We start from the raw sequence: 26,343 nt of genomic DNA, 5'->3' as shown, positions 1-26,343 counted from the left end.
TGTGAGTGCTTGGGAGTTCTAAATTATTTGGCCTTTGCCAAACCGCGTTTCGCTTCAGCAAGGTTGTTTTTTGCCAGTTCCCAGTCGGGCTTTAGCTGCAGCGCCTTATCTCCGGCTTCAATGGCGGCGTTCCAGTTTCCGAGGCGGTTGTGGGCAGCGCACACATTGTTGTATGCAATATAACTTTTCGGATCGAGGGCAATGGCCTGTTCGGCAGCATAAACCGAGTTTGTAAAATTACCCGCATTAAACCAGTCGAGGCTAAGCTGAATCCAGCCGTCGTGTGTGGGCTTTTGTTTTAACGCGGCCTCTTTATCGGCAAAAAGTTTTTTCTGCTGCAACGCAAAATCCATATTGCCTTTAGCCTGTGCATTTGTGGCATCAAGCTCCACAGCCCGCTTCCCGGCCACAATGGCGCTGTCGAAAAGGCCAAGCTTGATGTAGCCTGCACTCACATTGTTCCAGGCCAGCGAGTAATCGGGGCGTTGCTTTATGGCTTCCTGTGCGGCAGAAATGCAGCCACGGTAATTACCGCTGTTGTAAAGGCCGAGACTTTTGGTAAGCAAGGCTTCGGGCGAAAGCACCGTGTTACTTCCTTTGCCCAGAATGGCGTAGAGGTTGTTGAGGCTTTCGTGATTGGCACTGAGTTTCAGGCCCGCTTCGGCAAGTTTTGCGGCACGTTCATTGCGGCCGGTGTTGTACAAATGCCAGGCATAGTTGTTGTACGATTCGGCATCGTTTGGCGCATAACGCAATGCGCGTTCGTAAAGCGTATCGGCCATTACCGTATTGCCCTGCCGCTGTTTCACTATAGCCATATTGATGTTGGCATACGAGTAATACGGCGAAAGACGCAAGGCTTCGGCAAACTGTATTTCGGCACCCGCAATATCACCTTTACTCATTAGCGCCAAACCATAATTCATCCATGCGCGACCGTTGCCCGGACTTTTCTCCGTTGCATCTTTCCAGAGCGTTTCAGCACTGCCCCATACGTGACAACGATGATATGTACCGAACGTGTGTGCCAGCAGAAGCACGGCAAACATGCCCACCGCACCGTAGCGCAGCGTGGCAATTTTGGCACTGGTCTCATACTTATTCAGCAAAGCTACCACCGCCGAAACAAGCGCAATAATTAACCCGATATACGGAAAATAAGTGCGGTGATCGTTCAGCACTTCGGCAAACGGCATTACACTTGATGTGGGCGCAAGTGCCAGAAAAAACCAGAGCAGCCCGAACGTAATGCCGCGCGTTTCCTTTTGTTTTGAACAACGCCAGGCCACAAACAGCAATACCCCGATAATAAACAAACCAGCCAGCACCCGGTCATCGCCCGCACCCGGCACTAGTCCCCAGTCGGTATCGGCGCTGAGATTGACCGGCAGGAAAAACGTATTGAAGTAATGTACAATTACAAAAAACTGCGTAAACAAATACGCATACCAGCTCCCTCCGCCCGATGTCCATGAAGGTGGTGTAAACACCCGCGAAATCAGAAACATCACCACCAGCACAGCCATTGCCACTGCCAGTTTCACCCATTGTTTGCGCAAGGTATTTTCGCCTGCGCCGTAAAGCCAGAGATACACTACCAGCAGCGGCACAGCCATTACAGCGGGTTCTTTAATCAGAAAACCCAGCATAAACGGCACTACAAACAAATAATTGTTACGTGCTTTTTCCCAACGCATAAACAGGAAAAGACCAGCCACAATCATAAGTGTAGAACCGGCATCGGAGCGCGAGATAATGTAGTTGATGGTTTCGGCATTGGCTGTGTGCAGCCAGAACAAACCGGTGGCTCCAAGCGCAGCCCAATGCAAGCCATTGAATGCAGGAAACGACTCCCGAAGCAAATGATGCACCATGAAAAAAATAAGCACGCCCAGCAAAATAAATCCGCTGAAAATGGTTACATGAAACCAGAACGGTTTGGGCACACCACCGCTCATGGCTGTATTCAGGGCATTAAGCGTGGTTACACCCGGCCGCCACGCACGGTTGGCCGGATTGGTGCTGAATGTGGCCGCATCGGTAAAAAAGGAAGGAAGATTACTCATGTCGCGGATCGACATGTTGTATTCAATGGTGTGCGAATCGTCGAACTGAAAGGGATTATTGAAATGCTGCGAGTATGCAAAAAAAGTAAGCAGCAAAACCACTGTGGCAGCAGCCATAAACAAAGGCTGAAGCAGCGTTCTTGATTTGGGGAGACTGGAGGGTGTCATAATGCTGTGAAGATAAAAATTTAATGGACTATTGTACATCCGCTTATTCCCCTATTTTGCAATGAATTACTAAAAAAACGCTAGTTATTCTGATGAATATTTTTTTAAATTAGATATGCCCTTACATCTGCAAAACCAATAAATCTCATGAAATACATAATTACCTGCATTGCTTTGCTGCTGATTAACTTGTCGGTTCACGCGCAGCAGTGGATCGACAAAAAATATACGTACGATAGTACATACAATGTATTTTACGGCACGGCTACTAATTTCAACGGAGGTACAGATTCGTTGCGGATGGATATTTATACACCGCGTTGCAACGATCCGCAGCAGATTTCGAGGCGGCCGCTGTTGCTGATTATTCACGGTGGTGCATTTATTGAAGGAAGCAAAAACGATCCTTCTGTCACATACCTGAGTAAGGAATTTGCCAAACGCGGCTATGTCACGGCCAACATCAATTACCGGCTTGGTTTTGTGAGCGACGATACTGCCCGCACCTGCAACTACCCGAATTACAGTTGCGTGTTTGCCACCGACACGGCCGAATGGTACAGGGCCTATTACCGCGGCATACAGGATGCCAAAGGTGCGCTGCGTTATATGATTAACCGCAATCAGTTTTATCGTATTGATACTGCCAATGTATTTGTTATGGGCGAAAGCGCCGGCGCTTTTATTGCACTTGGTGTGGCACTAATGGACACACTCATCGAAAAACCATCGCCCACGGGTGCCATAGCGGCAGCGCCTAATCCGCACGCGTCCACGCTCACCTGCTCGTACAATGCCACGCAAACATTCAGCCTGCCCTCGGTAGCCCGGCCTGATCTGGGGCCGCCCGACGGGAGTATTGAACCCACTACGGTGCAATACACGATAAAAGGTGTGGGCAATATTTTCGGCGGCATGCTTACTGATCTTTTGCAATATCGAAGTGCAAGCAACCCGGCTCCGGCCATTTTCTCCTTCCACCAGCCCTGCGACCCGATTGTACCCATAGACCAAGGCCGCGTGTATCAGTATCTGAACTGGTGCTTTACCAACGGCTACGGCTGCTTCGGCATCAGCAACACCCCGGTGGTAAGGGGCAGCCGCGCAATCAGCAACCTCAACACCGCAAACAATTACGGCTACACCATTCAGAACAATTTCACCACCACCAATTTTCCGTTCAACTACTGGATAGGCCCCGGCAGCTGCCTCGATCAGGTAAACAATCCCTGCCATGCCTACGACAATGCCCTGCTGCGCGAAACCAACCTGGCTACCTTCTTTGCCGGCTACGTAAGCACATTTCCGGTGTGCGATACCGGCAATGTATCAGTAGGTATGCCGGCTGCAGCAACAAGCGGCTTTGCGGTAAATGTATTCCCCAATCCGTTTACCGATGTGCTTGAGGCCGATTTGCAAAGCCCCGCGCCCGCCACATTTACACTTACCGACATAGCAGGGCGCGAACAGCTGCGGGGCACACTGCTGCCCGGACGTAACCGGCTGCCGGTGCAGGCTGCCCTGCCGCAGGGCATATATCTGCTGCACATCTCCTCCGCAAGCGGACAAACACTGGTGCAGCGCGTTGTACATTAACATGGGCGGCAGTTAGCGGAACACGTCAAAACCGCTATCTTTGCGCCCGATCCGATGGCTGCATTATTTGGCAAAAAGAAAGAATCAGGCGCGGCAGAAATGTCGTTTATGGGCCACCTCAGTGCACTGCGCTGGCATCTGGTGCGCGCGGCATTAGTCATATTTACTTTTGCCGGCGTGGCCTTTGCGTTCCCCGAAATTCTTTTTGGCAAAATTGTAATGGGACCCAGCAAGCCGGAGTTCATTACCTTTCAGCTGCTCTGCAAAATTTCGCAAAGCTTCAACATGGGTGATTCGCTCTGCTTTACACAATTTGATTTTATTTTCCAGAGTACCGGCCTCACCGATCAGTTTACAAGCCACATGTGGGTGGCTTTTGTAGCCGGTCTTGTAATTGGGTTCCCCTATCTGCTTTGGGAACTATGGCGTTTTGTTAAACCAGCTCTAGGCGAGAAGGAAATACGCGGCGCAAAGGGATTTATCGGCTATGCTTCGTTACTTTTCCTCTGCGGTGTGGCATTCAGTTACTTCATCGTATCGCCAATGGCTGTATATTTTCTTGGTGGCTATAAGGTTGACCCTTCCATTAAAATTCAGTTTACCCTTGACTCCTACGTGTCTGTTGTCTCTACGCTGGTTTTGTTAATGGGAATTGTTTTCGAATTACCCATTGCCGCCTATTTTCTTGCGCGTTTCGGCATTCTCACTTCCGGCTTTCTCAGCAAAAACCGACGCATTGCCGCTATTGTGGTGCTCATCGTATCGGCCGTAATTACGCCCACTACCGATGTGTTTACACAAATGCTGGTGGCCGTACCGCTCTGGGTGCTGTTTGAAGCCAGTATTCTGGTGGTAAAACGGCAGGAAAAGAAAATGAAGAATGCGTAATTCTTCTGTACCGAATTACCTTTTACATCCAATAAATACTGCTGCTAATGGATCTGGTAAACGACTTCAACGACTACCGCGCCCGCATGAACGAGCGCATTCTCGGTGCCGATAATCTGGTACTGAAACGCCTGTTTAACCTTGATACCAACACCTATCAGGATGGCGCACTCTCGTCGAAAACCAAAGAAATGCTTGGCCTTGTGGCTTCAATGGTGTTGCGTTGCGACGATTGCGTGAAGTACCACCTCGGCAAATGCTACGAAATGGGTGTAACGCGCGATGAAGTGTTTGAGATTTTCTCGGTAGCCAATATCGTGGGCGGCACCATCGTAATTCCGCACACACGCCGAGCCGTGGAGTTTTGGGATGCGCTGGAAGGAAAGCAGTAACTAACGCTGTTCCGGATTTTTTCTTACTTCGGTAAATGAATTTTCGGCGTAGTTGTAGAGGATGTAATGTAAATCACTTCCATACCCGATTCGTATATCTCCATTCCATTCCTCAATGCGGTAATCCTCATACCGTACAAAATTTTCATTCACCTTTTCTTCCACCAACACCTTACATCCCTCCAGTACAAAAAAACGGTCGGATTGAAAAAACAGCCAGCGGTCTTGTACCTGCAACGGCAGATTTGATATTGCCTTTACGCGTATTACCTCATTATTGCAAGTGTACCAAAGTGAGTCACCTCCACACACAAGCGCATACGGCCCGCCAATCCAAAGTCTGTTTTTTTCGTTGATGTATTTCTGGATGGATGCGGGGAAATAATTGCGCAACAACTTATCACGCACATTCCGCAAACTGTCGGTGTTCGGATGCGGCTGATACCCGTTGAAAGGCATCGGTTTAAATCCGGGTGATATGCAATAGTTCATGTATGATGCGAGTTGCGCGAGCGATACAAAGCCGGAAACACTTATCAAACAACTATCGCCGAAACGCTCAATCTGTACATGGTTGAAAGTGAGCACGTAGTCGAGCACATTAATTGTAAATTTCACTTTCCCGCGCTTTGTGGCCGGCACCGCTTCCACCCACCATTTTTCCAGCAACTCCGCCCGCATCTGGTAATGCATGGTGCGTATTTCATTGTAGTTGCTGTAGTTCTGACAAAGTGTAAAATCTATATGCGGATGCACAAATTGTTTGTCCACACACTCCGTAGCGCGTGCAGTAAAACCGGCCATTAAAAAGAGGAAGAGAAATACTGCTGCGTTCATTTTTTGCGCGATAAAAAAACGCGGACTCCGAAAGTACGGAATCCGCGTTTTAATTCTTGAGTGATGATTATTCTACCACAAGGCGTTTTGTTTCCACGTTGTTGCCGGTAATTACCTGCACGTTGTAGATACCAGCGGCAAAGCCTTCGGTAGTTACGGGCAGTGTCCATGCGCCGTTAAGCTCGCCGTAGTTGCGGGCAGCCACGGTGCGGCCGGTTACGTCGGTAATAATTACCTGTACTTCCTGAGTCTGAATCAGGTTAAGGGTAAGGAAAGTATTTCCGTTTGTGGGGTTGGGGTAAAGATTTACCACTGCATCAGGTGCGCCGGGTTCTTCTACACTCACACCGCTCACAGGCGTTCCTGCTACAAAACCGTTGGCTACGGCTTCTGCAATAGAGGTATAAGAACCGTTATTGATGCGGCCTGTGTTGTCGATAAGCAGACCTACAAGGTGAATCTGGCTGGTATCCCAGCCGGCGGGCAGGATATACGAGAAGTTGAAGGTGCGTACATCGCCGGGAGCGGGAGCCGCGCTGAATGAATTGGTAAGACCACCAAAGCCGGGCGTGATTTCGCGGGCTACGTGATTGTAGTTCATCTGGCTGGCCGGAACCGGGTTGGGAAGCAATTCAAAACCACCCATTACACCGTTGTTGCCACCGGCATAAGCGTTTGACTGTGCCCACTGCGAACCGGTGCCGGTTACGCTGTCTTCGGTAAGTACAAGACCTACTTTCCATGCTGTGGTAGCAGCTGCGGTGAAGGTGTAAGTTACAGAAACATCGAGCTGGCGGCTGGTAGCATTCCAGGTGGCACCGTTAACAAGTACAGCATTGCCGGGTACTACCACACGCTGAATGAAATTGGCTTCAAGTTGTGAAGGGTCGATAGATGTACCACGGTCAACCAATGCGCTCGGGTAACCGGCAATCAACGCGCCGATACCGGCATCATAAACTGTATTAACCATCGGATCTCCATTGTGTACGGCGATACCTGCGTAGAAACCGTGGTAATTTTCAGCCATGTAATCCATAAATACGGCACCACGGGGGCACCACTGGCACCATGTGCCTGTACCTTCTTCGGCCACTACAATTCTGTTGCCCGCCGGAATAACCGGGTTCACCTGTACGGTTTTTACATCGTCGCTGGGATCACCATCAGCACCCAGACCGTTTACGTTTGAAATGGTTACGCTCAGGGGCAGGTTACCGGCCGCAAGTGTAATGGGTGTGGTGAAAGTAACGGTAGTGGTAGCGAGTGAAGCAATGTTTACCGAACTAACGCTTTGGTTAACGGTAGCCGAGTTATAGTTGAGCGCAAGGTCAAACGAAGTAATGGCAGTGGTGCCGAGGTTGCGGATGGTGGCCGTAACTTGTTTCTGCTGGGTAGCCAAACCGGTGTAGCCGCTCAGGCTGATTGCAGCGCCGTTGAGGGCAGGCAGGGTGTAAGGCGTATGACTAAACGACACATCGTCGATGTAGAAGCCGGCCTGACCGTTACCACCGGAAGTGGTAGAGTTTACCGGAAAAATATCCATCGAGGCAATCTGGTTTACGGTATTGGCAAACGAGCCTGCACTGGTATTGTTTACGAGTACTTCCCAGGTATTGGTATTGAGGTTGATGTTGAATTCTACCTCAAACCAGCTTGCTGTGGGGAAAGTACCGGTGAGCAGCTGTCCGTCGGTATTCTGCATGGTAAAAGCACCCGACTCGTTGATGTAGCACTCCAGCGCCCAGAGCTGACCGGGCGTGGTGTTGGCCTGAAAGTTAAAATAACCGCCTTTGTTGGCCACCAGATACATCATCATGCTCATGTTGAACTGACCGGTATTGTGCTGACCGCCGAAATCGAGGATTACATCCTGCGGGCCACCGTTGTTGCTGGTAGAAGAGAAATAAATTGAGTTGGGTGCGCTGAACGCCTGTGTGTTGTTTGCCTGTGCATCTTCAGCACCACCTTCAGTGCCGCTCCAGGTTGTCCAGTAAGAAGAAGTGGGCCCGATGTAAGTGCCTGCTGTGAGTGCATCAAAGTTATCGCTAAACGACACCTGTGCACTCAGGGAAAGTGACACAGCCACAGCCCCGATCAGAGTAAGAGTTTTTTTCATGTGAATTATTGGTGTGATGATGATAATTTGGAAAGTTCTAAATTAGACAAAAAATAGTATAATATTGATCAGAAAAAACAAAAAACCTGTTTTGTCCACCAATTCAGGTAAAATTCGCGTACCATTTCTTTAGGTTATTCACAACATACCGGCCAATTGTTAATGAAATCCGGCTGCAGTTTGGAGGAGTTGTACTGAAATCGTTGCCGGGCGATTATCTTTGTACCTGATGGAAAACTTTGTTGTCTCCGCCCGGAAATATCGTCCTGCACTGTTTAACAGTGTGGTGGGGCAAAGTTCCATAACCACCACACTCAAAAACGCCATCCGCAACAACCATCTTGCACAGGCTTTTTTGTTTTGTGGTCCGCGCGGTGTGGGTAAAACTACCTGTGCCCGTATTCTGGCTAAAACCATCAACTGCACCAACCTTACCGCCGAAACGGAAGCCTGCAACCAGTGTGAATCATGCACTTCGTTCAATACCGGGCAATCGTTTAACGTATATGAGCTTGATGCTGCTTCCAACAACTCAGTAGATGATATCCGCAACCTGGTAGATCAGGTGCGGGTGCCACCGCAAATGGGGCAGTATAAGGTATATATCATCGACGAGGTGCACATGCTCTCGGCAGCGGCGTTTAACGCATTTCTGAAAACGCTTGAGGAGCCGCCACGTTATGCCATTTTTATTCTGGCTACCACCGAGCGGCACAAAATTCTGCCTACAATTCTTTCCCGCTGCCAGATTTTCAACTTCAACCGCATTCAGGTTGATGATATTGCCGGGCATCTGGATTATATCGCGCGCAGCGAAAACGTACAGGCCGAACCCGATGCCCTGCACATTATCGCCCAAAAGGCCGACGGTGCGTTGCGCGATGCCTGTTCGATTTTCGACCAGGTGGTGAGTTTTGCAGGCAACAACCTTACCTACAAGGCCGTAATCGAAAACCTCAATGTGCTCGATTACGACTATTACTTCCGCGTAACTGATTTCGTGCTTGCCGATAATATTCCCGGCTCGCTGCTGATCTTTAACGATATTCTTACCAACGGTTTCGACGGGCATAATTTTATTGCCGGTCTGGCCGAACACCTGCGCAACCTGCTGGTGTGCAAAGATCCGCAAACATTGCAACTGCTTGAAGCCGGCCAGAACATACGCGAACGTTACCGCGATCAGGCCGCGCGTTGCCAGACCATGTTTTTGCTGCGCGCACTTAAGCTGGTAAACGGCTGCGATGTGGGCTATAAAAGTGCCCGAAACCCCAGGCTGCTGGTCGAGTTTACACTCATGCAGCTTTGCGCGCTCAACGGAGCCGCCGAAAAAAAAAATGACCAGCTGATCGAAACAGACGCTGCCGAAGCCACTGCTTCGTTACCGGCAGCTACACAAAATACCACGCCGTCTGTTACGCCTCAACCCGGCCCGCAAACGCAAAATACCGCGCAAACGCAACAGCAGCAGCCGGTAACACAGCAGCAGCCACAAAATCAGCAACAGCCGGCCACGCCCCAGCAAACACCCGCCGCAACCGTTTCTACCGGCCAGCTTCGTCGCAATACCACGCTCAAACCTTCGGGCGGAAGCCTGAGCAGCTTTACAAATCCACAGCAAAACAATACCACGCAGAGCACCGAAACCGCACCCGTTGTGGAACGACCGGCTACTCCGTTTAATCAGGAACAGCTGGAAGCCGCGTGGAATGCCTTTGCCGAACAGCTCAAAGCCGCCAGAAAATTCAACGACCACGCCGCCGTAACCATGAACCGCCCCGAAAAAACGGGCGAAATGAGCGTACGCTACACCGTGTTCAACGCCTCGGCCCTCGAAAATCTCGAAGCCGACAAAACCGAACTGATGACCTTCCTGCGTCAGAAGCTCAATAATTATCACTTTACGCTTGATATTGTACTGAGCAAGGAAGAAGGCCAGCAACGCCTTTACACCCCGCAAGACAAATTCCGCCGCCTGGCCGAACTCAATCCCGATCTGCAGAAACTGCGTCAGCAATTTGATCTTGACCTTGAAATGTAATCACCGGTTCGGGTAAATACGCAAACTACAACCAATTCACATCTTTCTTTCACATTCCTGCTTGCAGGCCAAGCTGAATGATTATTTTTGCGCGTCCTGAATCGTCTCACATTCAACACTAAACCAATACAATGAATAAGATCAAAGTAGCCAATCCCGTTGTGGAACTCGATGGCGACGAAATGACTCGTGTAATATGGAAGTTTATCAAAGATAAACTCATCCTGCCCTACCTCGATATTGACATTAAGTACTACGACCTCGGTATGGAGCACCGTGATGCGACCAACGATCAGGTAACCATTGATGCGGCTGAGGCGATCAAGAAATACAGCGTGGGTATCAAGTGCGCCACCATTACGCCCGACGAAGCCCGTGTAAAGGAGTTTGGTCTCAAACAAATGTGGAAATCGCCCAACGGCACTATCCGCAATATTCTCGACGGCACCGTATTCCGCGAGCCCATTGTATGCGCAAACGTACCCCGTCTTGTGACCAACTGGACTGCCCCGATCATTGTTGGCCGTCACGCATTTGGCGATCAGTACCGTGCTACGGATACTGTAATTAAAGGCAAAGGCAAACTCACCCTCACCTTTACACCCGAAGACGGCGGCGAGCCGCAAACCTTTGAGGTATTCAACTTTAAAGGCGATGGTGTGGCGCTGGCCATGTACAACACCGAAGAATCAATACGCGGCTTTGCACGTTCTTGTCTGAACATGGGCCTGATGAAAAAATGGCCGGTGTACCTCTCTACAAAAAACACCATCCTCAAAAAATACGACGGACGTTTCAAAGACATCTTCGCCGAAATTTTTGAAGCTGAATACAAAGATAAATTTGCCGCTGCCGGCATTGTGTACGAACACCGCCTGATCGACGACATGGTGGCTTCAGCACTCAAGTGGCATGGCGAATTTGTCTGGGCCTGCAAAAACTACGATGGCGACGTGCAGTCCGACAGCGTGGCGCAGGGCTTTGGCTCACTTGGTCTGATGACCTCCGTACTTGTTACCCCCGATGGCAAAATTATGGAAGCCGAAGCCGCTCACGGCACTGTTACCCGTCACTTCCGCGATCATCAGGCAGGCAAGCCCACTTCAACCAACCCGATTGCATCTATTTATGCATGGACACGCGGTCTGGAATTCCGTGGCAAACTCGATGGCAATGATGAGCTTATGCGTTTTGCAAAAGCACTCGAAGAAGTGTGCGTGGAAACCGTAGAAAGCGGCAAAATGACCAAAGACCTTGCGGTGTGCATCCACGGCAACAAAGTGAATCATGGTGAGCACTATCTGTACACCGAAGAATTCCTTTCGGTACTGGATGAAAACCTGAAGAAAAAACTCGGCTACTAATTGTTTCCAATTAGCTCATTCAGAAAAGGTTGCCTCAGCGGGCAACCTTTTTATTTATTGCGTATAAATGCTTATCTGACGCTATCTGTACTTTTCTATCTTTACACCGAAATTGGCCCCCGCCTTAACTCACACTCCATGAAAAAAACCTTTACCAAACTCTTGGCCGGAGCTGCACTCCTGCTTTCGGCTTCGCTTTCGGCACAACTTACTCCCGAAGTGCTGTACTACAACTTCAACGGCTCCGGCACAAATGTTCCGAACCTGGCTTCGGCACCGCCCGTGGGCACCACTACGGCAACAATTCAAGGTACTGTAACACAAGGTGGTTCGGGCACACTTTGTGAAGGTGCACTGATCGGTTCAGGTATATCATCAACCACAGATTACCTGAATACCGGCTGGGTAACCAGCATTACTTCATCATCGGCCTGGACTATTTCTTTTCGTACAGCAAACTTCGGTTCATCCAGTACACTTTTTTATATTTTCGGTGATGCGTCGGCAAGTTCCTTCCGTTGTTTTACCAATGGCGTTGCAGGTCCTAATAACTGGATATTACGCGGAACAGGTTTGACAGATGTATTAGCAAACGGAGCAGCTATTACCACACCAACCATGACCACCTTCGTGTATGACCCGGCTTTGGCAAACATAAAAGCTTACGTTAACGGTGTGCTTGTGAATACAGTAGCACAAGGTGCATTTACTTTAAATGGCACCGGTCCTTTCAAAGTAATGGGCTATAGTGCCAACATAGGCGCTCCTGCCGGAGGTTTGATGGATGAGTTTCGTTTATACAGTCGTGCACTTACTGCCGCCGAAGTGGCCCAGCTTTACAACCCGATGACACCGGGCATACTTGGTCCTGATCAAACGGCCTGCAGTTCACTGCCCGCCACATTTTCTCTCAACGTGCCCTTCACCAGCCTGCTTTGGTCAACCGGTGCTACCACATCTTCTATTTCCACCACCACTTCAGGGCAGTATATACTTACTGCAAGCGGTGCCTGTGCGTCTGGTGCTGATACTGTAAACGTAATTGCAGGTAACGTAACCACCAGTTCTATCAGCCCTGCCAGCTGCGGCAGCTATCTTTCGCCCGACGGAAACACATACACCACTTCCGGCGTTTACACAGATACAATTGCAAACTCAACCGGTTGCGACAGCATCATCACGATTAACCTTACGGTTAATTCGCCCAGTACATCTGCAATTTCGCCCAGTGTATGTGCCGCGTCTTACACCGCACCGAGCGGAGCTGTTTATACAAGCTCAGGCATGTATATGGACACGATTCCGAATGCAGCAGGTTGCGACAGTGTGATAACCATTAACCTTACAATAAATCAACCATCGGCAGCAACTGTTTCTCCTGTTGTTTGCGGCAGTTACACTTCGCCCGGCGGAATGAGTTACACAGCTTCAGGCATGTATATGGATACCATTCCGAATGCAGCAGGCTGCGATAGTGTAATTACGATCAACCTTACCGTAAATCAGCCTTCAGCGGCAACTGTAACGGCTTCAACCTGCACCGGTTCTTACACAGCGCCCAGCGGAGCAATCTATACAAGCTCAGGTATGTATATGGATACCATTCCGAATGCAGCCGGTTGCGACAGTGTGATTACACTCAACCTCACCATTGGCAACACCACCACATCAACCATCACGGCTTCGGCCTGTGGCAGCTTCCTTTCGCCGGGTGGTAACCAGTACACACAATCGGGCACCTACACCGATACGATTCCCAACGCCAACGGTTGCGACAGCGTCATCACAATCAACCTCACTGTTAATGCAATTCCCACTGTAACGTTTGCATTCACCACCACCACCATTTGTTTTGATGATGCCGCAATTCAATGTCCTCCCGGAATACCGGTGGGTGGCACTTACTCTGGCCCCGGCATTTCGGGCAGCCTGTTTACTCCTGCCACAGCCGGAAACGGCACTCACAGCGTTACCTACACCTACATTGATCCGAATACAGGCTGTTCAAACTCGGCAAGCTCAAGCATCACGGTTGATCCCTGCTCGGGTGTGAATGAAGTAATTGAACACAGCTTCAATGTATTCCCCAACCCGTCGGCAGGCACATTCAATGTAGTATCTGCCAGCGATGCTGCGGTGCTTGTGGTGCGTTTGTTCGATATCAACGGCCGCGAAGTGTTCAGTACTCAGCTCAATAATGTAGCCGCCGGCACGCCGGTAGCTGTAAATGCAGGCGAACTCAGTGCCGGTATTTACTCCATGCAGCTGAGCAGCAATGAAAGCAGTGCTTCGGTACGTGTGGTAATTACGAAGTAATATTTATCCCTGATATTTCGGCGGCGGTTTGCATGATGCAGACCGCCGCTTTTTTGTAATATCGCGGCACTATGCAACTGCACATTTTCACGCTCGAACAGAACAATGCCTCGGTGTATCTGCTTACGCCGTTTGCCCGCGAACACATGCCTGCACAGCTTTCGCAAAAAGCATTTGCCGGAAAACTTATTGACCCGCTGCAAGGGCCGCTGAAGGAAAATGTGGCGGTAAATCCGGAGTTTCTGCTGGCCATGCACGAAACCGTACGCGACGTAATGGTGAATGATACCGATGTAATTGCCGAAGCCGGAACCCAACCCAACGGGTTTGTGTTTATTGTGGATCGTCGTGCGCCGGAGGGAAGTGAAATTCCTAAGGAAGACATCATCGGCATTTTTCTGGTGAAAGAGCGCAAGACGGATGTAACACACTATCGTCCAAACCCCGATTATCAGCTCATCAGCGCCAAAGGCGGGCCACAGCTGCCGGAAGCCGTGGAAGCTGAGTTGTTGAAACGACTGAGTGAATAAGTAAACCGGTGACTTCGATAAACTCAGCCACCGGGGGACGCATTGTTTGCGGTGGCCGCGATGAACTCAGCCACCGGGGGACGCATTGTTTGCGGTGGCTGCGATGAACTCAGCCACCGGGGGAAGCATTGTTTGCGGTGACTTCGATAAACTCAGCCACCGGGGGAAGCTTTGTTTGCGGTGGCTGCGATAAACTCAGCCACCGGGGGAAGCTTTGTTTGCGGTGGCTGCGATGAACTCAGCCACCGGAGGAAGCATTGTTTGCGGTGGCTGAGTTCATCGCAGCCACCGGGGAAGCATTGTTTGCGGTGGCTGCGATGAACTCAGCCACCCACACACCATTTCGTTAAACAGAATGCAAAAATTATCGGACACTTGTTAACTTTAAGCAATTAATCCTATTTCCATGCCTGAAGCTGCCCACACTACACCTTCAATTGTTGATGTGTTCGTCGATAATTTCAGCGTATTCTGGAATTACTTTCTGCAGTCGATGAAGCAATTCGATCTGATGAATCCGTTCTGGATTATTCTCATGATCTGCCTCATTACGTTTACGCTGGAACTGCTACTGCCCAAGAAACAGCCATACAGTCCGGTGGGGCGAAAGAACTTTCTGCTGGATTTGTTTTATGTGCTGTTTATTGATGTAATCTTTTACAGTATCGGGTTTTATGCACTCACTGCGGCGGTTAGCTGGGGCTTTGAGTCGCTTGTAAAATCGGCTGGTGGCAGCATCCCGTTTGTTGACATTACTTTACCCAGATGGCTTGAGTTTATTGTGTTCTTTATTCTGGTTGATTTTGCCCAGTTCTTTGGTCACTGGCTGCTTCACCGGGTTGAATTTTTGTGGAAGTTTCACAAAATCCATCACGCACAGGAAACGCTTGGCTTTGCGTCCACACGTCATTTTCACTGGGGCGAAAAATTTGTGTTAAGTCCGTTACTCTATATTCCTTTTTCGCTTCTTGGCTTAGAATGGCAATCGTATGTGGCGTATTATATGTGGATTGGCCTTTTCCTCACCTTCTTCTCGCATTGTAATGTGGATATCGACTTCGGTTTCATCAACCGTATTTTCATAACGCCTCAAACCCATTACTGGCATCACGCCAAAAACATTCCCGGTCGATACGGTGTAAATTATGCTTCTTCGCTTTCCATCTGGGATCAGCTTTTCGGGTCGTATTATTTACCGAAAGATAAAAAGCTGAAACCTGTACTGGGTATTCCCGACAATGATGTGCCTGATTCGTTTATGGGACAGTTTTTTCATCCGTTTAAGGTGTTGTTCGGACGGAAGCAGAAGCAGTCGAGTCTGGAAGGGAAGAATGAGAAAACAACGAAGGGGAAAAAGTAATTTCAGATACCTGAATTAGCCGGTGTGAATCTATCGGTTTACTGGTTCATCTTTCATTTCATGCCAAAAACCGGGCATACTTCTTCAGGCTACAACTTGCATGATTTCTTAGTTAAATCCCCGAACAGTCCAAAATTTATTCGGAATCAGTTTTAGTATTTTTATTTGCAATGACATTTGAAACAGTCCCCGCATAAACCACAGCTACAAATCCAAATAAAAGCTTGATCAGCGAAGCGTAAATGAAGCTGCTTTCACCATTTTGGGGAATAATATTGTCTTTTTTTGCTTCAAAATAGTTCACTATCTGAAACACAAGATCAGGCAATGTCCATACGATAAGCAGCAATCCTGTAATGACGAGTGAAATTTCGAAAAGCATCCGCTTTTCAAAAGAAAACGTTACTGTTTCTTCATAATCAGATACCCTGCAAAGCAGTTTCACTACAAACTTTGTTCTGACAATGAACAGCCACGCGAATAATATTCCGATAAACAAATGACAAAAACTCGTAATAAATATTGTCCCCACTTCCATCAATCCAGAATTGCTTCCTCCTAATAATTCATTAGCTTCATTGATATTGCTGTAAATAACCAGAACGCCTATCAACTCATTCAGCAGTTCTACAAAGCGGACTAAGAAATAGATCCCGAAAATTTTAACTGCTATTTCGTAAACATCAGACTTTTTCATTGTTCACACTATTTATTGAATAGTTTCAAAAAGAAATTAGCTGATATAATTCAACGCATTACAAATCGAAAATACGTTCACTCAAAACGCATTATCAGCTCAGCTCCCGTACCTGAAGCCGAGCGACGAACGCTGCCGCGAAGCGGCTTCGCCCAGTTTAAACTCGGCCACGTCTTCTATATTCAGTGTGCGCAGCACATCCGGTGTGCGCTCGGTGGCGGTGAGTGAAGCCATGCGGAGATGCTGGTTTTTCACGGCTTCTTCAATTACCTGACGCACGGTGCGGGCGTTGCCGAAATATTTATCGCGGCCGCTGTGCAGTTCCTGCAGATAGGCATTGAGGTGTTGTGCCGCTTCGTCGGTAGGTGCAAGATTTTCGCGGTTGAGCATGATCTGGGCGATACTCCAGAGTTCTTCGGGCGAGTAATCGTGGAAGATGTACTGGCGGTCGAAGCGCGATTTGAGGCCGGGGTTTGTTTCGAGGAAGCGGTGCATATTATCAGGATAACCGGCCACAATTACGGCAAACTGGCCGCGGCGGTCTTCCATTTGTTTGAGCACCACTTCAATGGCCTCTTTGCCGAAATCGCCCGCACCACCTTCACCAAGCGAGTAGGCTTCATCAATAAACAGCAAACCGCCAATGGCTTCGTCCACACGCTCGCGGGTTTTGTTGGCTGTCTGGCCCACATAGCTGGCCACAAGGCCCTGCCGGTCCACTTCTACCAGATGGCCTTTTTCGAGCAGGCCGAGTGCTTTGTATATTTTGGCAAGAATGCGGGCCACCGTGGTTTTTCCGGTGCCCGGATTGCCGGTAAACACGCCGTGCAGCGAGAAACGGTTGAGCACATCTTTGCCCGACTCGCGGTAAAAACGCGTGAGCTTCACCAGCTCGTTTACCTCGGCCTTGATGTTGTTCATGCCGGTGAGCAGGTTGAGTTCGTCGAGGCTTTCGCGCAGCAGTTTTTCGTTGATGCCCAGATCAGGATTGCGGCTTGTTTTGCCCGCAAAGAGCGGCTGTAAATCAGGATGTGTGATGGTAGAAAGCTCCTCATCGTTGAGCGCGTTTACATCGTGCGCTTTCATCAGACGCAGGGCCATGTTCATTTTCGCCCCGTCGATAATTCCAATTGCTGTGCGGGCGTTGCCGAACGCTGCGTCGCGGTTGCGGTAAAGTTCAATGAACTGCTCTTCGAGATAGCGGAGTGCATCGGGCGTGAGTTTGATTCCACGCTTGTCGGCCGCCGAAAGGGCAATTTCGGTAAGCTCTTCGGGCAAATAATCATCGAAATGATAATAATGCTTAAAGCGCGATTTCAGGCCGGGATTCGACTCAATAAACACATCCATTTCTTTCGGGTAACCGGCCACCATAATGGCAATATCGCCCGGCCCGTCGCTCATTTCCTTGAGCAGAAGTTCAATTACTTCTTTCCCGAAATCTTTCGAATCGTCGCCCGCGCGCGCCAGCGAATAGGCTTCATCAATAAACAGAATACCACCGCGTGCTTCATCAATCATTTTGCGTGTACGCGGGGCCGTTTGCCCGATGTATTCACCCACAAGATCCGCACGATCCACTTCGCGCACATGCCCTTTCGAAAGCAAACCCATTTGCTTGTAAATAGCGCCAAGCATATTTACCACGGTGGTTTTTCCGGTGCCTGGATTTCCGGTAAACACACTGTGCAGCGAAATACCGGTGTTCTCCACAAAGCCTTTCTCCTTACGGATCTTGAGGAAGTTGAGGTAACTGATATGATCGTGAATATTCTTCTTCACATTGGTAAGACCAATGAGACCGTCAAGTTCCTTGAGCAATTCGTCGAGCGGTTTCTCACCGGGTGCAGTAGTCGTTCCGGCGGGCGTTGCCGACGATTCGCCACCGGCTTTCACCAGCTTGTCGGAACCGAGAATGAGTTCGGGCAAACCCGCTTCTTCGGTTGCTCCCACGTTAAAAATAGCGGTAGCCACCAGTGTATCCATAAACAGCACTTCCACACTGTACTTCTCATCTTTCCATGATCCGGCCACATCATTGCCCCAGCCTACATCAAAAATATAGCTGGTATCGAGTTTGTTTTCGGGCACAAAACCGTTGCGGGTTACCTGTCCTTTGTGCTGGCCGGCATCGTCGTAGAAATTAAAAATGAGTTCGTAATGCCAGGGCAGGTTGGTTTTATTTTGCAGTTTGTATTCCACCCACACATACTGCGTGGTATCGCGGCGGAATGTTTTGAGATAAGTGCGTTCCTGTTTTTCCCAGCCGTTAAAATCGCCGGGATAGAGTTTAAGTTCGGCAGTATTGAAATACGGATTGAAAGCCGGTGTCACACGTCCCACATCATTAATATGCACCGTGGTTTCGCCAAGTTTCACATCATCAATCCACGCTTCCCAAAGGTATTCGCCTTTTTTCCAGTAATTCCCTTCGGTAGCATTTCCCCAGCCATCGCGCACATACACAATGTTTTCATCGGGTTTCACTTCGCGCTTTGTATCGAGGTTGCATATTTCGCGGCGTGTGCCATCAGGCATCATTTCAAAGCATTTGATCCACACCGTACACGACCAGGCTTCTTCATCAAACAATTTATTAAAGAAGGAAAATTCCACACGCAGGTAAGAGGTTTCTGCACGGTCGAATACCTTGCGGTATTTCTTGCTCGAATTTACCATCCACTCGTCGGACGAGAATGAACGGAGGTCGCGGAATTTATAGAAACGGGAGGGTTGGATGGGCTGATCGGTGCTCATAGTATTTTCGTGCTGCTGATGCCGTTTGGGGCAAAAGGGTTACTAAAATACGTTTCCGCCGCGAAGCTGGCAAAAATTACTTCGCCGCCGCATAGCGGTAGCCTGCATCCGAAAGGGCCACCACCGGACAAACGCCGCGCCGCCATTTCCAGCTACCCTCCTGCTCTGTCATGTATTGCAAAATGGGCGCAAAATCGTAGAGTGAAAGTTTGGTGCGCAGCTTGGGGCGGCTGTCGTCGCGCACTTCGGCGTAATCCATAAGCAGGAGCTGCTCTACCGCTTCGCAAAGCCTGTCGGCGGTAACTTCGGGGCTGGTGTACGGTGTGTTGGAATGTGTGGCCAGTGTGGAAAACAACTCATCAAGCGGCAGTGAACCTCCTCCGGCCAGAAAAAGCCATTGCATAATCTGACGTTGAAGTGTTGTGAGGCGGTGCCGCTCGGCAGGCTGCGATTTCATGTGGCAAAGATAGCATTCGTAAACGTATCTGTTCCTGCCGGAATATGCAGATAAAAGGGTTGTACCGGCCATACTGAGGCTTATAGCCGGTACAGTGGTTCAGGCAAATACCATCCCCACAAAAAACCAGATAGAAAGAATGAAGTTGGTCATGGTGTGTGTAATTGATGAGCAATTCAAACCTAACCCATCATGCATTAACACACAAATAAATAACCATAATTATCAAAATCAGGTTATAAATAATCAAAAAAACACCGGCTAACAGATCAATATTTAATTATTAATCAATTTAGGTTCATCTGTCTAACTGTTAGCGTTAGTGTCTTGCACTTTGCATTTACGAAAACAGAATTCCCAAAGTACTATCGCAACAATCCTTCGAGCGGTTTTCCGGCCGTGCCGTTGGGCATTTGTATGCCAATGAGCTGGCACACAGTGGGCGCAATGTCCACAATGTTTACATGCGCATCGCTCTGGCCGGGCTTAATTTTCCAGCCCCACCAAAGCAGCGGCACATGCGTATCATAGCTCCACGGCGAACCGTGCGAAGTACCTGTTTTGCCCCAGCCTGCCAGCCAGCCCGGCGCCGGAATGTAGCACACATCGCCTGAACGCTTGGGGTGCCAGCCATTTTGTATCAGCATGCGTGCCCCGCTGGTGAACTGTGTGGAAAGCAGATCGCTGGCTGTAACTGCGCCCACAATACCGTTCATTTGTGTGATGCGTGCGGCAGTGGCGCGCTGTACTTCGGCTGCATCGAGCTTGTGTTTGGCAAGCTGTTTACGGTTTAAAAACACCTGGTAATTATCTACAGTAAGCAGCAGCGACGAATCGCCGTACAGGCGCTGGTAAAAACGTTTGAGCGAATCGGCAATTACTTCATCGTTGAAATAGCCGCCGGGGATGTGATTATCGGTAAGGTATTGCGGCACTTCCACCGCGCCATGATCGGCACTGAGGAACACGAGGGCGTTGTTTTTGCCCACCCAGTTGTCGATGAAGTTGAGCAGATCAGCAAGGTCTTTATCAAGGCGCAGGTAAGTGTCTTCAACCTCCATGCTTTGCGGACCGTAATAATGACCGATAATATCGGGCGATGAAAAGCTTACGGCCAGCATGTCGGTAACGCCTCGTTTGCCCAGGTTTTCGCCTTTAATGGCGGCCAGCGCAAAATCTTTTGTGAGGTTGCAGCCGTAAGGTGTGCGTCCGAGCGCCTTGTACGCATCCATTCCCTTGAGCTTATCCACCGGATGCGGAAATACGGGGCGTGTTTCCAGCGGACCAAACACGGTTTCGTAGCGGTTATCGTCGGGCAGGCTTTCGGTGTACTGATTGGCGGCAAGCAGTGTGGTCCAGGGCTTGCTCATGTACTGCGCGGCCAGGTCGTATTTATTGAATGCATCAACCCATGCGGGCAGATTTTTCATGTAATACGAACTGCTGATGAATTTGCCAGTACCCATTTCATACCAGTATGCAGCAAGTCCGTTGGCCGTATCGGCCGAATGGCCTGCGGGCAGAATGGCCGCGCGGTCTTTGAGTGCAATGCCAATTACTTTGCTTTTGCCAATGGTGTTCATGCGCAACTGATCGCCGATGGTGGTGGTGAGCATTTTGCGCGGCGAGCATTTGCCTTCGGTCGAGGAAGTGCCGGCACCCGTAACCGATGAATCGGATACGCAGTAAATGGAAGGATTGCCGGTGCTGAGATCGTTCATGCGGTTGGCCACAATGCCATGCACGGCCGGAAATGTACCGGTGTAAATAGACGCATGGCCGGGGCCGGTTTCGGTGGGCATGTAATTGTAATGTGTATTGCGGTTGAAATAACCTTCATTCACCAGCCGCTTAAAACCGCCGTTGCCGAATTTGTCCCAGTAGCGATAAATATAATCATAACGCATCTGGTCAATTACAATGCCCACAACCAATTTAGGCGCGCGCGGCAACGACGACGAATCGGGTTGCTGCGCAGGTTTTTGCGCCATGAACACAAAGGCTGCGGTGGCAAGTGCCGCACCCAGAAAAAGCTTTTTCATACACTTATGTTTTGCGCACCTGCACCGCAAGCACGGCCATGCAAAGTGCAATACTTAAACTGATGTTGAGCACACCCATAGCCGTACTTCCGCGCCTGAACAGCTCAAGCGTTTCGAGGCTGAAGGTGGAAAATGTGCTGAATCCGCCGCAGAAACCGGTAAGCAAAAACAACTTCACCGGCGCGTCGGCCTCACGTTGCGCAAAGTACCAGAGCACAGCGCCCATTACCACACAGGCCAGCACATTGGCCAGCAGGGTTGCAAGCGGAAACGCTGCCGCCGAAAACTGCCGCACCAGCACCGATACGCCGTAGCGGGCCAAACTACCTAAGCCGCCGCCGAGGAAAATGAGCAGGAGGGTTTGCATCGTGAAAGCGTAATTCGGAATAATTTCTTTGCTGAAATTACTCAATCTTTCTTTACCACTGATTACAGCAGCTTTAAGTTAATGTTTGCTGTTGACTACTATGTATGCGACTCATCCTGCGCTTGCTGTTTCACCACAAGTGTATTGCTGAGTTTATCCTGAAAATCTTTTCCGAATAAGAAAGACAGTCCGTTAAAAGGAATAAAACGAGCAAATGTTTTACCTATTAGCTGAGCCTTTGAAGGTGCGTTGCCGTTTGTGCTAATTACAAGTGTGCCGGAGAGTGCCTTTGCAGGAGTAATACCAAAAACCACTTCGGTAAGTATATAAAAAGCAATTACGATAAATATATCGATTAAAGCCAATTCTATTGGCGATAATTCTAAAAGATCGTACGAAAAAACATCCCCCATGTAATACATACCTAATAATCGTTTGCACATCGTAACAATACCTCTCGACGCAATATACATAAGCAGTATATCCAATATCCGATGAAACAAACGTATTGCCATATCAGCTTTTTCGGGCTTTGTCTTTAGCTGCCCGTCTTCCTCATAACTTACTATTTTAAATTGCACTCCGCGTAATCCAGCTTTTAATAAATAATAACTCCATAACACATAGCTAAACAACACAAGAATATTTAATAATGAAAGCGCCGTAATACCTCTAATATTCATCATTTCATTAATCAGATACGGAAGCAGGAATAGTGCATTCACAAAGAAAACCAGCAAGGCAGAAAAAATCAGCAAACGGCTATACTTACCTGTTTTCAGTGTTTTCAAGGCCCCAAAAATCATTAGTAGCTGAAAAATCAGAGCGAGTATAAATGATAAGTAAGAATATCCTTCCGGCGCCCAGAAGTAAATACTCTGTAGCGAAGAAAAAATGTAATACCAAACTGAATGTCCATAATTTACCTTATGAATAAGGTCATAGACATAAACAAACAGCAGCGAAATAAGGCCTGTGAACGATACAAATACAGCAAGCAGGTGCTGTGATTTTTGTTGATTTTTTGTTGACATGTGTGAAGGGGTAATCGTTTGTTACTAAACTACAAAAAACTAATTTGTGTATTGGCAACCTCTCAGTAATATTACTCAGAGGCCATCACGGCAAAATTTTCTTCACCCACTCGCTTAGCACAAAATAAAGCCGGTAGCAGCCCCATGCGCACAGGCCGCCAAACACAGCCCCGCAAAGCACATCGAGCGGATAATGCACACCTACGTATATGCGGCTCCACATCACAATGAGCGACCATACAAACAGCAGCCACATCCATTTTTTGAGCGGTGTGGCTTTGTAAAAGAACCAGAGAAACACGGCCAGCGCCATGCTGTTTGCGGCATGGCCGGAGAAAAAGCCGTAGGGGCCGCCGCAGCCGGCGGGTGTGGTAATTTTTGCGGCAATCTCGCTGTTGTGGCAGGGGCGCGGGCGTTCGGTGGTGCGTTTCACAAAATTGGCGCCCTGATCGCTCAGCGCAATGAGTGCACCGGCCATGAGTACAATGGAAATGGTTTGCCAGCGGTAATGCTTCCACAGCAAAAACGCCAGCAGGGCATACAGCGGAATCCATACCCAGCGGTTGGTGGCCCAGGGCATAATGAAATCAAGCAGGCCGTTGCGCCAGTTGTGAATGGCAAAAAACACCAGCCGGTCGTACTGATCAAGAAAGTCAGGCATACCTGCCGAAGTTACCAAATTAACCGGCCGTCATTCAGACACCGGCTGCACGAGTTTTACACGGCGGCGTTTTGATTCACAAACTCCTGTACTTTTTGCCTGATGGCATTGCGCACAATAATGGTTTGTTTGAGCTTTTCGGCCTCATCGCCGCCAAACGACGAAGGATCGGGAAAGCCCCAGTGCAGGCGTTTCCCGGGGCCGGGGAAAACCGGGCAGCGTTCGGCGCTGGCTTCGTCGCACACGGTTACCACAAAATCAAAAAGCTGACGGCTTTGCAGCATCTCCTCCACACTTTTGGTGCCGTTGCCCGAAATATCAAAGCCATCGTCGTGCATGGCCTTTACCACTACCTGATTCAGTTTACCCGGCTCGATGCCTGCGCTCTGCGCCCTGTATTTACCGGCACCGAAATGATTGAGATAGGTTTCGGCCATCTGGCTGCGGGCCGAATTGTGGATGCACACAAAGAGAACGTGTATCATAACTCAGGTTGAGATTTTTTTGATTGAAAAAATGCCGAAACACCCGTGGCCGCAGCGGCACCGGCAAACGGCCCTATCTGATAGACCCAGCTGTGCTCGGTATGCCCCGAAGCCAGCGCAGGCGCCAGCGAACGAAACGGATTCATAGACGCGCCGCAAACCGGCCCGGCAAAAAGGGCTTCAAGTGCCACCAGTCCGCCCACAGCCAGCGCAGCCGTGATTCCCTTCTCACGCGCACCTTGCGATACGCGAAGAATAACCAGCATAAGCAAAAACGTAAGCAATAACTCCAGCACCAGCGATTGTCCGGCCGTGCCCGACGGCAGCGTTACGCCCAGCAGTTCGTGTTGCGGAAAAAGCCATTTGAGCGTAAAGCTGGCCGCAAGTGCTCCGCCAAACTGACACAGCACATACAGCGGCACCCGGCTCCAGGCAAAACGACCGGCCAGCGCAAAACCAACCGTAACTGCCGGATTAAAATGCGCACCCGAAATTTCTCCGAACGCATAAATAAGCACCATCACCACCAGCCCGAAGGTGATGGCAATACCGCTGTGCGTAATGGCTCCGCCCGAAATATCATTAATCACTATAGCGCCTGTGCCGCAAAAAACCAGAAAAAAAGTGCCCAGCCATTCGGCCAGCAGACGTTGTTTGGGGGAATAATCAATCATTTCAGCAGCATTTTACGGTTGCATTTTCCCTCATTTGGAAAAAATCGGCGAGCAGACGCTGTGCGTTTTGCCAGTTTTCGGAATGAATACAATAACACGTGCGCGGCCCTTCTATTTCACCCTGAATGAGACCGGCTTCTTTTAGCGCCTTTAGATGCTGCGAAACGGTTGATTGCGACAGCGGCAGCTCTTCCACAAGATCGCCGCATATACATGTGTTTTTGGTAATCAGTACTTCCAGAATAGCAATACGGGCAGGATGCCCAAGGGCTTTGGCCAGAACGGCCAGCTGGTTTTGTGTTTCACTAAAAACCCCTGTTTTCGTTTTTCCCATATCGCAATATTACGATAATTAATTTTAACAGTTCCAGAATACCGTTATTTCTACCTGATTTGCAAAAAAAATAAAGTTTGGGCCGTATAAATGTGGAAACTTGCAGTTGGTTATCCCTTAAATATACCATAACCCATGAATTGTTTAATAGTTGATGATAACCGGCTTGCGCTTATGGCGCTTGAACAGTTGGTTGCGCAGGTGGATAACCTCACCTTTGCCGGCTCTTGCGAAAGTGCAACGCAAGCCTACAACAGGCTGAAAAACGAAAATATCGACCTGCTGCTTCTCGATATCGAATTGCCCGATATGTCGGGGCTTGACCTTTTACGTTCACTCGAACGAAAACCACTTGTGATACTGATTACTGCAAAGTCTGACTATGCCGTGGAGGCATTTGAGCTGAATGTGGTTGATTATCTGGTAAAACCGGTAAACCTGCAGCGGTTTATTCAGGCCATTGAAAAAGCTCAGGCGCTGCACATACAACGCAAATCAGTTGCAGGTATTCAAAGTGATTTTGTGTTTGTACGTGCACAAAATCAACTTGTTAAAATCAGGCTCGAAGATATTCTCTATGTGCAGGCTCTGGGCGATTACATTACCATTCATACGGCCGATAAACGCTACACCATACACATGACTCTGCGAAGTGTGGAAGAAAAACTGCCCTCTTCGCTGTTTCTGCGCATACACCGGTCGTGGATTGCTGCGGTGCAACATATTGACAGTGTGGAGGAAAATGTAGCTAAAATTGGCAGCACCTCCATTCCAATTGGCGAACAATACCGCCCGATTCTGATGCGCAGACTTCATTTGTTATAAAACAAACCTCTTCTTTTGATACACACCCGTATTCACGTACGTTGTTATACCGGCATGCTTTACACCTAATGTTTTACATTGATTACACGGACACATGAATTACGGGAAGTTGTGAAGTGAAACCGGCTATGATTTAGCAGGGTTTACCGGGAAATGGGCCGGGCTGACCGAAAAAAGAAATCAGCAATGCGTGCGAAAAATAGATTTGTATTTTAAATATTGAGGAAAACTCAATCTACTGATAACATTATGATCTACACGGTAGTAACTGGGGCGTAATTACCGTGTTTGACAAGCAGCCATGCTTTAGCATGGCTGCTTTGTTTTTATATG

General features: G+C 49.0%; 22 protein-coding genes. 9 read left to right on the top strand and 13 right to left on the bottom strand.

Features of this window, described 5'->3' with window-relative positions:
• Nucleotides 1-23 precede the first annotated feature (23 nt).
• Nucleotides 24-2,234: a tetratricopeptide repeat protein gene (locus IM638_16820; protein ID MCA6364700.1), complete on the bottom strand. Its 2,211-nt coding sequence runs from the start codon at nt 2,232-2,234 to the stop codon at nt 24-26.
• Nucleotides 2,235-2,381: 147 nt separating this feature from the next.
• Between IM638_16820 and IM638_16815 the strand changes: the two genes are divergently transcribed.
• Genes IM638_16815 through IM638_16805 form a run of 3 tightly spaced genes read left to right on the top strand, consistent with a single transcriptional unit; the run spans nt 2,382 to nt 5,110 of the window.
• Nucleotides 2,382-3,830 (top strand): carboxylesterase family protein, encoded by a 1,449-nt coding sequence (locus IM638_16815; GenBank protein ID MCA6364699.1) that lies wholly within the window; start codon nt 2,382-2,384, stop codon nt 3,828-3,830.
• A gap of 54 nt (nt 3,831-3,884) precedes the next feature.
• Nucleotides 3,885-4,718: a twin-arginine translocase subunit TatC gene (gene tatC, locus IM638_16810; protein MCA6364698.1), complete on the top strand. Its 834-nt coding sequence runs from the start codon at nt 3,885-3,887 to the stop codon at nt 4,716-4,718.
• Nucleotides 4,719-4,765: 47 nt separating this feature from the next.
• Entirely contained in the window at nt 4,766-5,110 is a 345-nt protein-coding gene (locus IM638_16805; GenBank protein ID MCA6364697.1) for a carboxymuconolactone decarboxylase family protein, read from the top strand.
• Here IM638_16805 and IM638_16800 read toward each other — a convergent pair whose 3' ends face one another.
• Both IM638_16800 and IM638_16795 read right to left on the bottom strand, forming a co-directional pair.
• Nucleotides 5,111-5,947 carry a hypothetical protein gene (locus IM638_16800; GenBank protein MCA6364696.1) on the bottom strand — a complete coding sequence of 279 codons (837 nt, stop codon included), beginning with the start codon at nt 5,945-5,947 and terminating at the stop codon, nt 5,111-5,113. It lies immediately after the preceding gene.
• A 67-nt stretch (nt 5,948-6,014) separates the two neighbouring features.
• On the bottom strand, nt 6,015-8,066 hold the full coding sequence (locus IM638_16795) for a T9SS type A sorting domain-containing protein (GenBank protein MCA6364695.1): 2,052 nt from the start codon (nt 8,064-8,066) through the stop codon (nt 6,015-6,017).
• A gap of 229 nt (nt 8,067-8,295) precedes the next feature.
• On the opposite strand from IM638_16795, the gene IM638_16790 reads away from it, so the two are divergent.
• The 5 genes from IM638_16790 to IM638_16770 all read left to right on the top strand — a co-directional run bounded on the left by IM638_16790 (nt 8,296) and on the right by IM638_16770 (nt 15,677).
• A complete protein-coding gene (locus IM638_16790) occupies nt 8,296-10,107 on the top strand; it encodes a DNA polymerase III subunit gamma/tau (GenBank protein MCA6364694.1) in 1,812 nt (603 codons plus the stop codon).
• 131 nt (nt 10,108-10,238) lie between these two features.
• A complete protein-coding gene (locus tag IM638_16785) occupies nt 10,239-11,471 on the top strand; it encodes an NADP-dependent isocitrate dehydrogenase (protein ID MCA6364693.1) in 1,233 nt (410 codons plus the stop codon).
• A gap of 138 nt (nt 11,472-11,609) precedes the next feature.
• Complete coding sequence (locus tag IM638_16780) at nt 11,610-13,787, top strand: T9SS type A sorting domain-containing protein (protein ID MCA6364692.1); 2,178 nt, start codon at nt 11,610-11,612, stop codon at nt 13,785-13,787.
• 71 nt (nt 13,788-13,858) lie between these two features.
• Entirely contained in the window at nt 13,859-14,317 is a 459-nt protein-coding gene (locus IM638_16775) for a hypothetical protein (protein MCA6364691.1), read from the top strand.
• 406 nt (nt 14,318-14,723) lie between these two features.
• A complete protein-coding gene (locus IM638_16770; GenBank protein ID MCA6364690.1) occupies nt 14,724-15,677 on the top strand; it encodes a sterol desaturase family protein in 954 nt (317 codons plus the stop codon).
• 136 nt (nt 15,678-15,813) lie between these two features.
• On the opposite strand, the gene IM638_16765 is transcribed toward IM638_16770, so the two are convergent.
• From IM638_16765 to IM638_16720, 10 genes are all read right to left on the bottom strand, one after another.
• Complete coding sequence (locus IM638_16765; protein ID MCA6364689.1) at nt 15,814-16,374, bottom strand: hypothetical protein; 561 nt, start codon at nt 16,372-16,374, stop codon at nt 15,814-15,816.
• Nucleotides 16,375-16,473: 99 nt separating this feature from the next.
• The gene (locus tag IM638_16760) at nt 16,474-19,131 is read right to left on the bottom strand and encodes an AAA family ATPase (protein ID MCA6364688.1); all 2,658 of its coding nucleotides are present in this window, start codon (nt 19,129-19,131) and stop codon (nt 16,474-16,476) included.
• A 76-nt stretch (nt 19,132-19,207) separates the two neighbouring features.
• A complete protein-coding gene (locus tag IM638_16755; protein ID MCA6364687.1) occupies nt 19,208-19,588 on the bottom strand; it encodes a hypothetical protein in 381 nt (126 codons plus the stop codon).
• 365 nt (nt 19,589-19,953) lie between these two features.
• Nucleotides 19,954-21,630 carry an alkaline phosphatase family protein gene (locus IM638_16750; protein MCA6364686.1) on the bottom strand — a complete coding sequence of 559 codons (1,677 nt, stop codon included), beginning with the start codon at nt 21,628-21,630 and terminating at the stop codon, nt 19,954-19,956.
• A 4-nt stretch (nt 21,631-21,634) separates the two neighbouring features.
• On the bottom strand, nt 21,635-21,997 hold the full coding sequence (crcB, locus tag IM638_16745; protein ID MCA6364685.1) for a fluoride efflux transporter CrcB: 363 nt from the start codon (nt 21,995-21,997) through the stop codon (nt 21,635-21,637).
• A 98-nt stretch (nt 21,998-22,095) separates the two neighbouring features.
• Complete coding sequence (locus IM638_16740) at nt 22,096-23,031, bottom strand: hypothetical protein (GenBank protein MCA6364684.1); 936 nt, start codon at nt 23,029-23,031, stop codon at nt 22,096-22,098.
• An 85-nt stretch (nt 23,032-23,116) separates the two neighbouring features.
• A complete protein-coding gene (locus tag IM638_16735; GenBank protein MCA6364683.1) occupies nt 23,117-23,692 on the bottom strand; it encodes a phosphatase PAP2 family protein in 576 nt (191 codons plus the stop codon).
• A 56-nt stretch (nt 23,693-23,748) separates the two neighbouring features.
• Nucleotides 23,749-24,177 (bottom strand): arsenate reductase ArsC, encoded by a 429-nt coding sequence (locus tag IM638_16730; GenBank protein ID MCA6364682.1) that lies wholly within the window; start codon nt 24,175-24,177, stop codon nt 23,749-23,751.
• A complete protein-coding gene (locus IM638_16725) occupies nt 24,174-24,851 on the bottom strand; it encodes an aquaporin (GenBank protein MCA6364681.1) in 678 nt (225 codons plus the stop codon). Before IM638_16725 ends, IM638_16730 begins: the two co-directional genes overlap by 4 nt.
• 1 nt (nt 24,852) lies before the next feature.
• A complete protein-coding gene (locus IM638_16720) occupies nt 24,853-25,185 on the bottom strand; it encodes a winged helix-turn-helix transcriptional regulator (GenBank protein MCA6364680.1) in 333 nt (110 codons plus the stop codon).
• A 135-nt stretch (nt 25,186-25,320) separates the two neighbouring features.
• On the opposite strand from IM638_16720, the gene IM638_16715 reads away from it, so the two are divergent.
• Nucleotides 25,321-26,010, top strand: a complete 690-nt coding sequence (locus IM638_16715; protein MCA6364679.1) for a response regulator transcription factor — start codon at nt 25,321-25,323, stop codon at nt 26,008-26,010.
• Nucleotides 26,011-26,343: the final 333 nt, after the last annotated feature.

Source organism: Bacteroidota bacterium (assembly GCA_020402865.1).
Lineage (GTDB): Bacteria > Bacteroidota > Bacteroidia > Palsa-965 > Palsa-965.
This window is presented reverse-complemented; position numbering and strand designations above follow the sequence as displayed.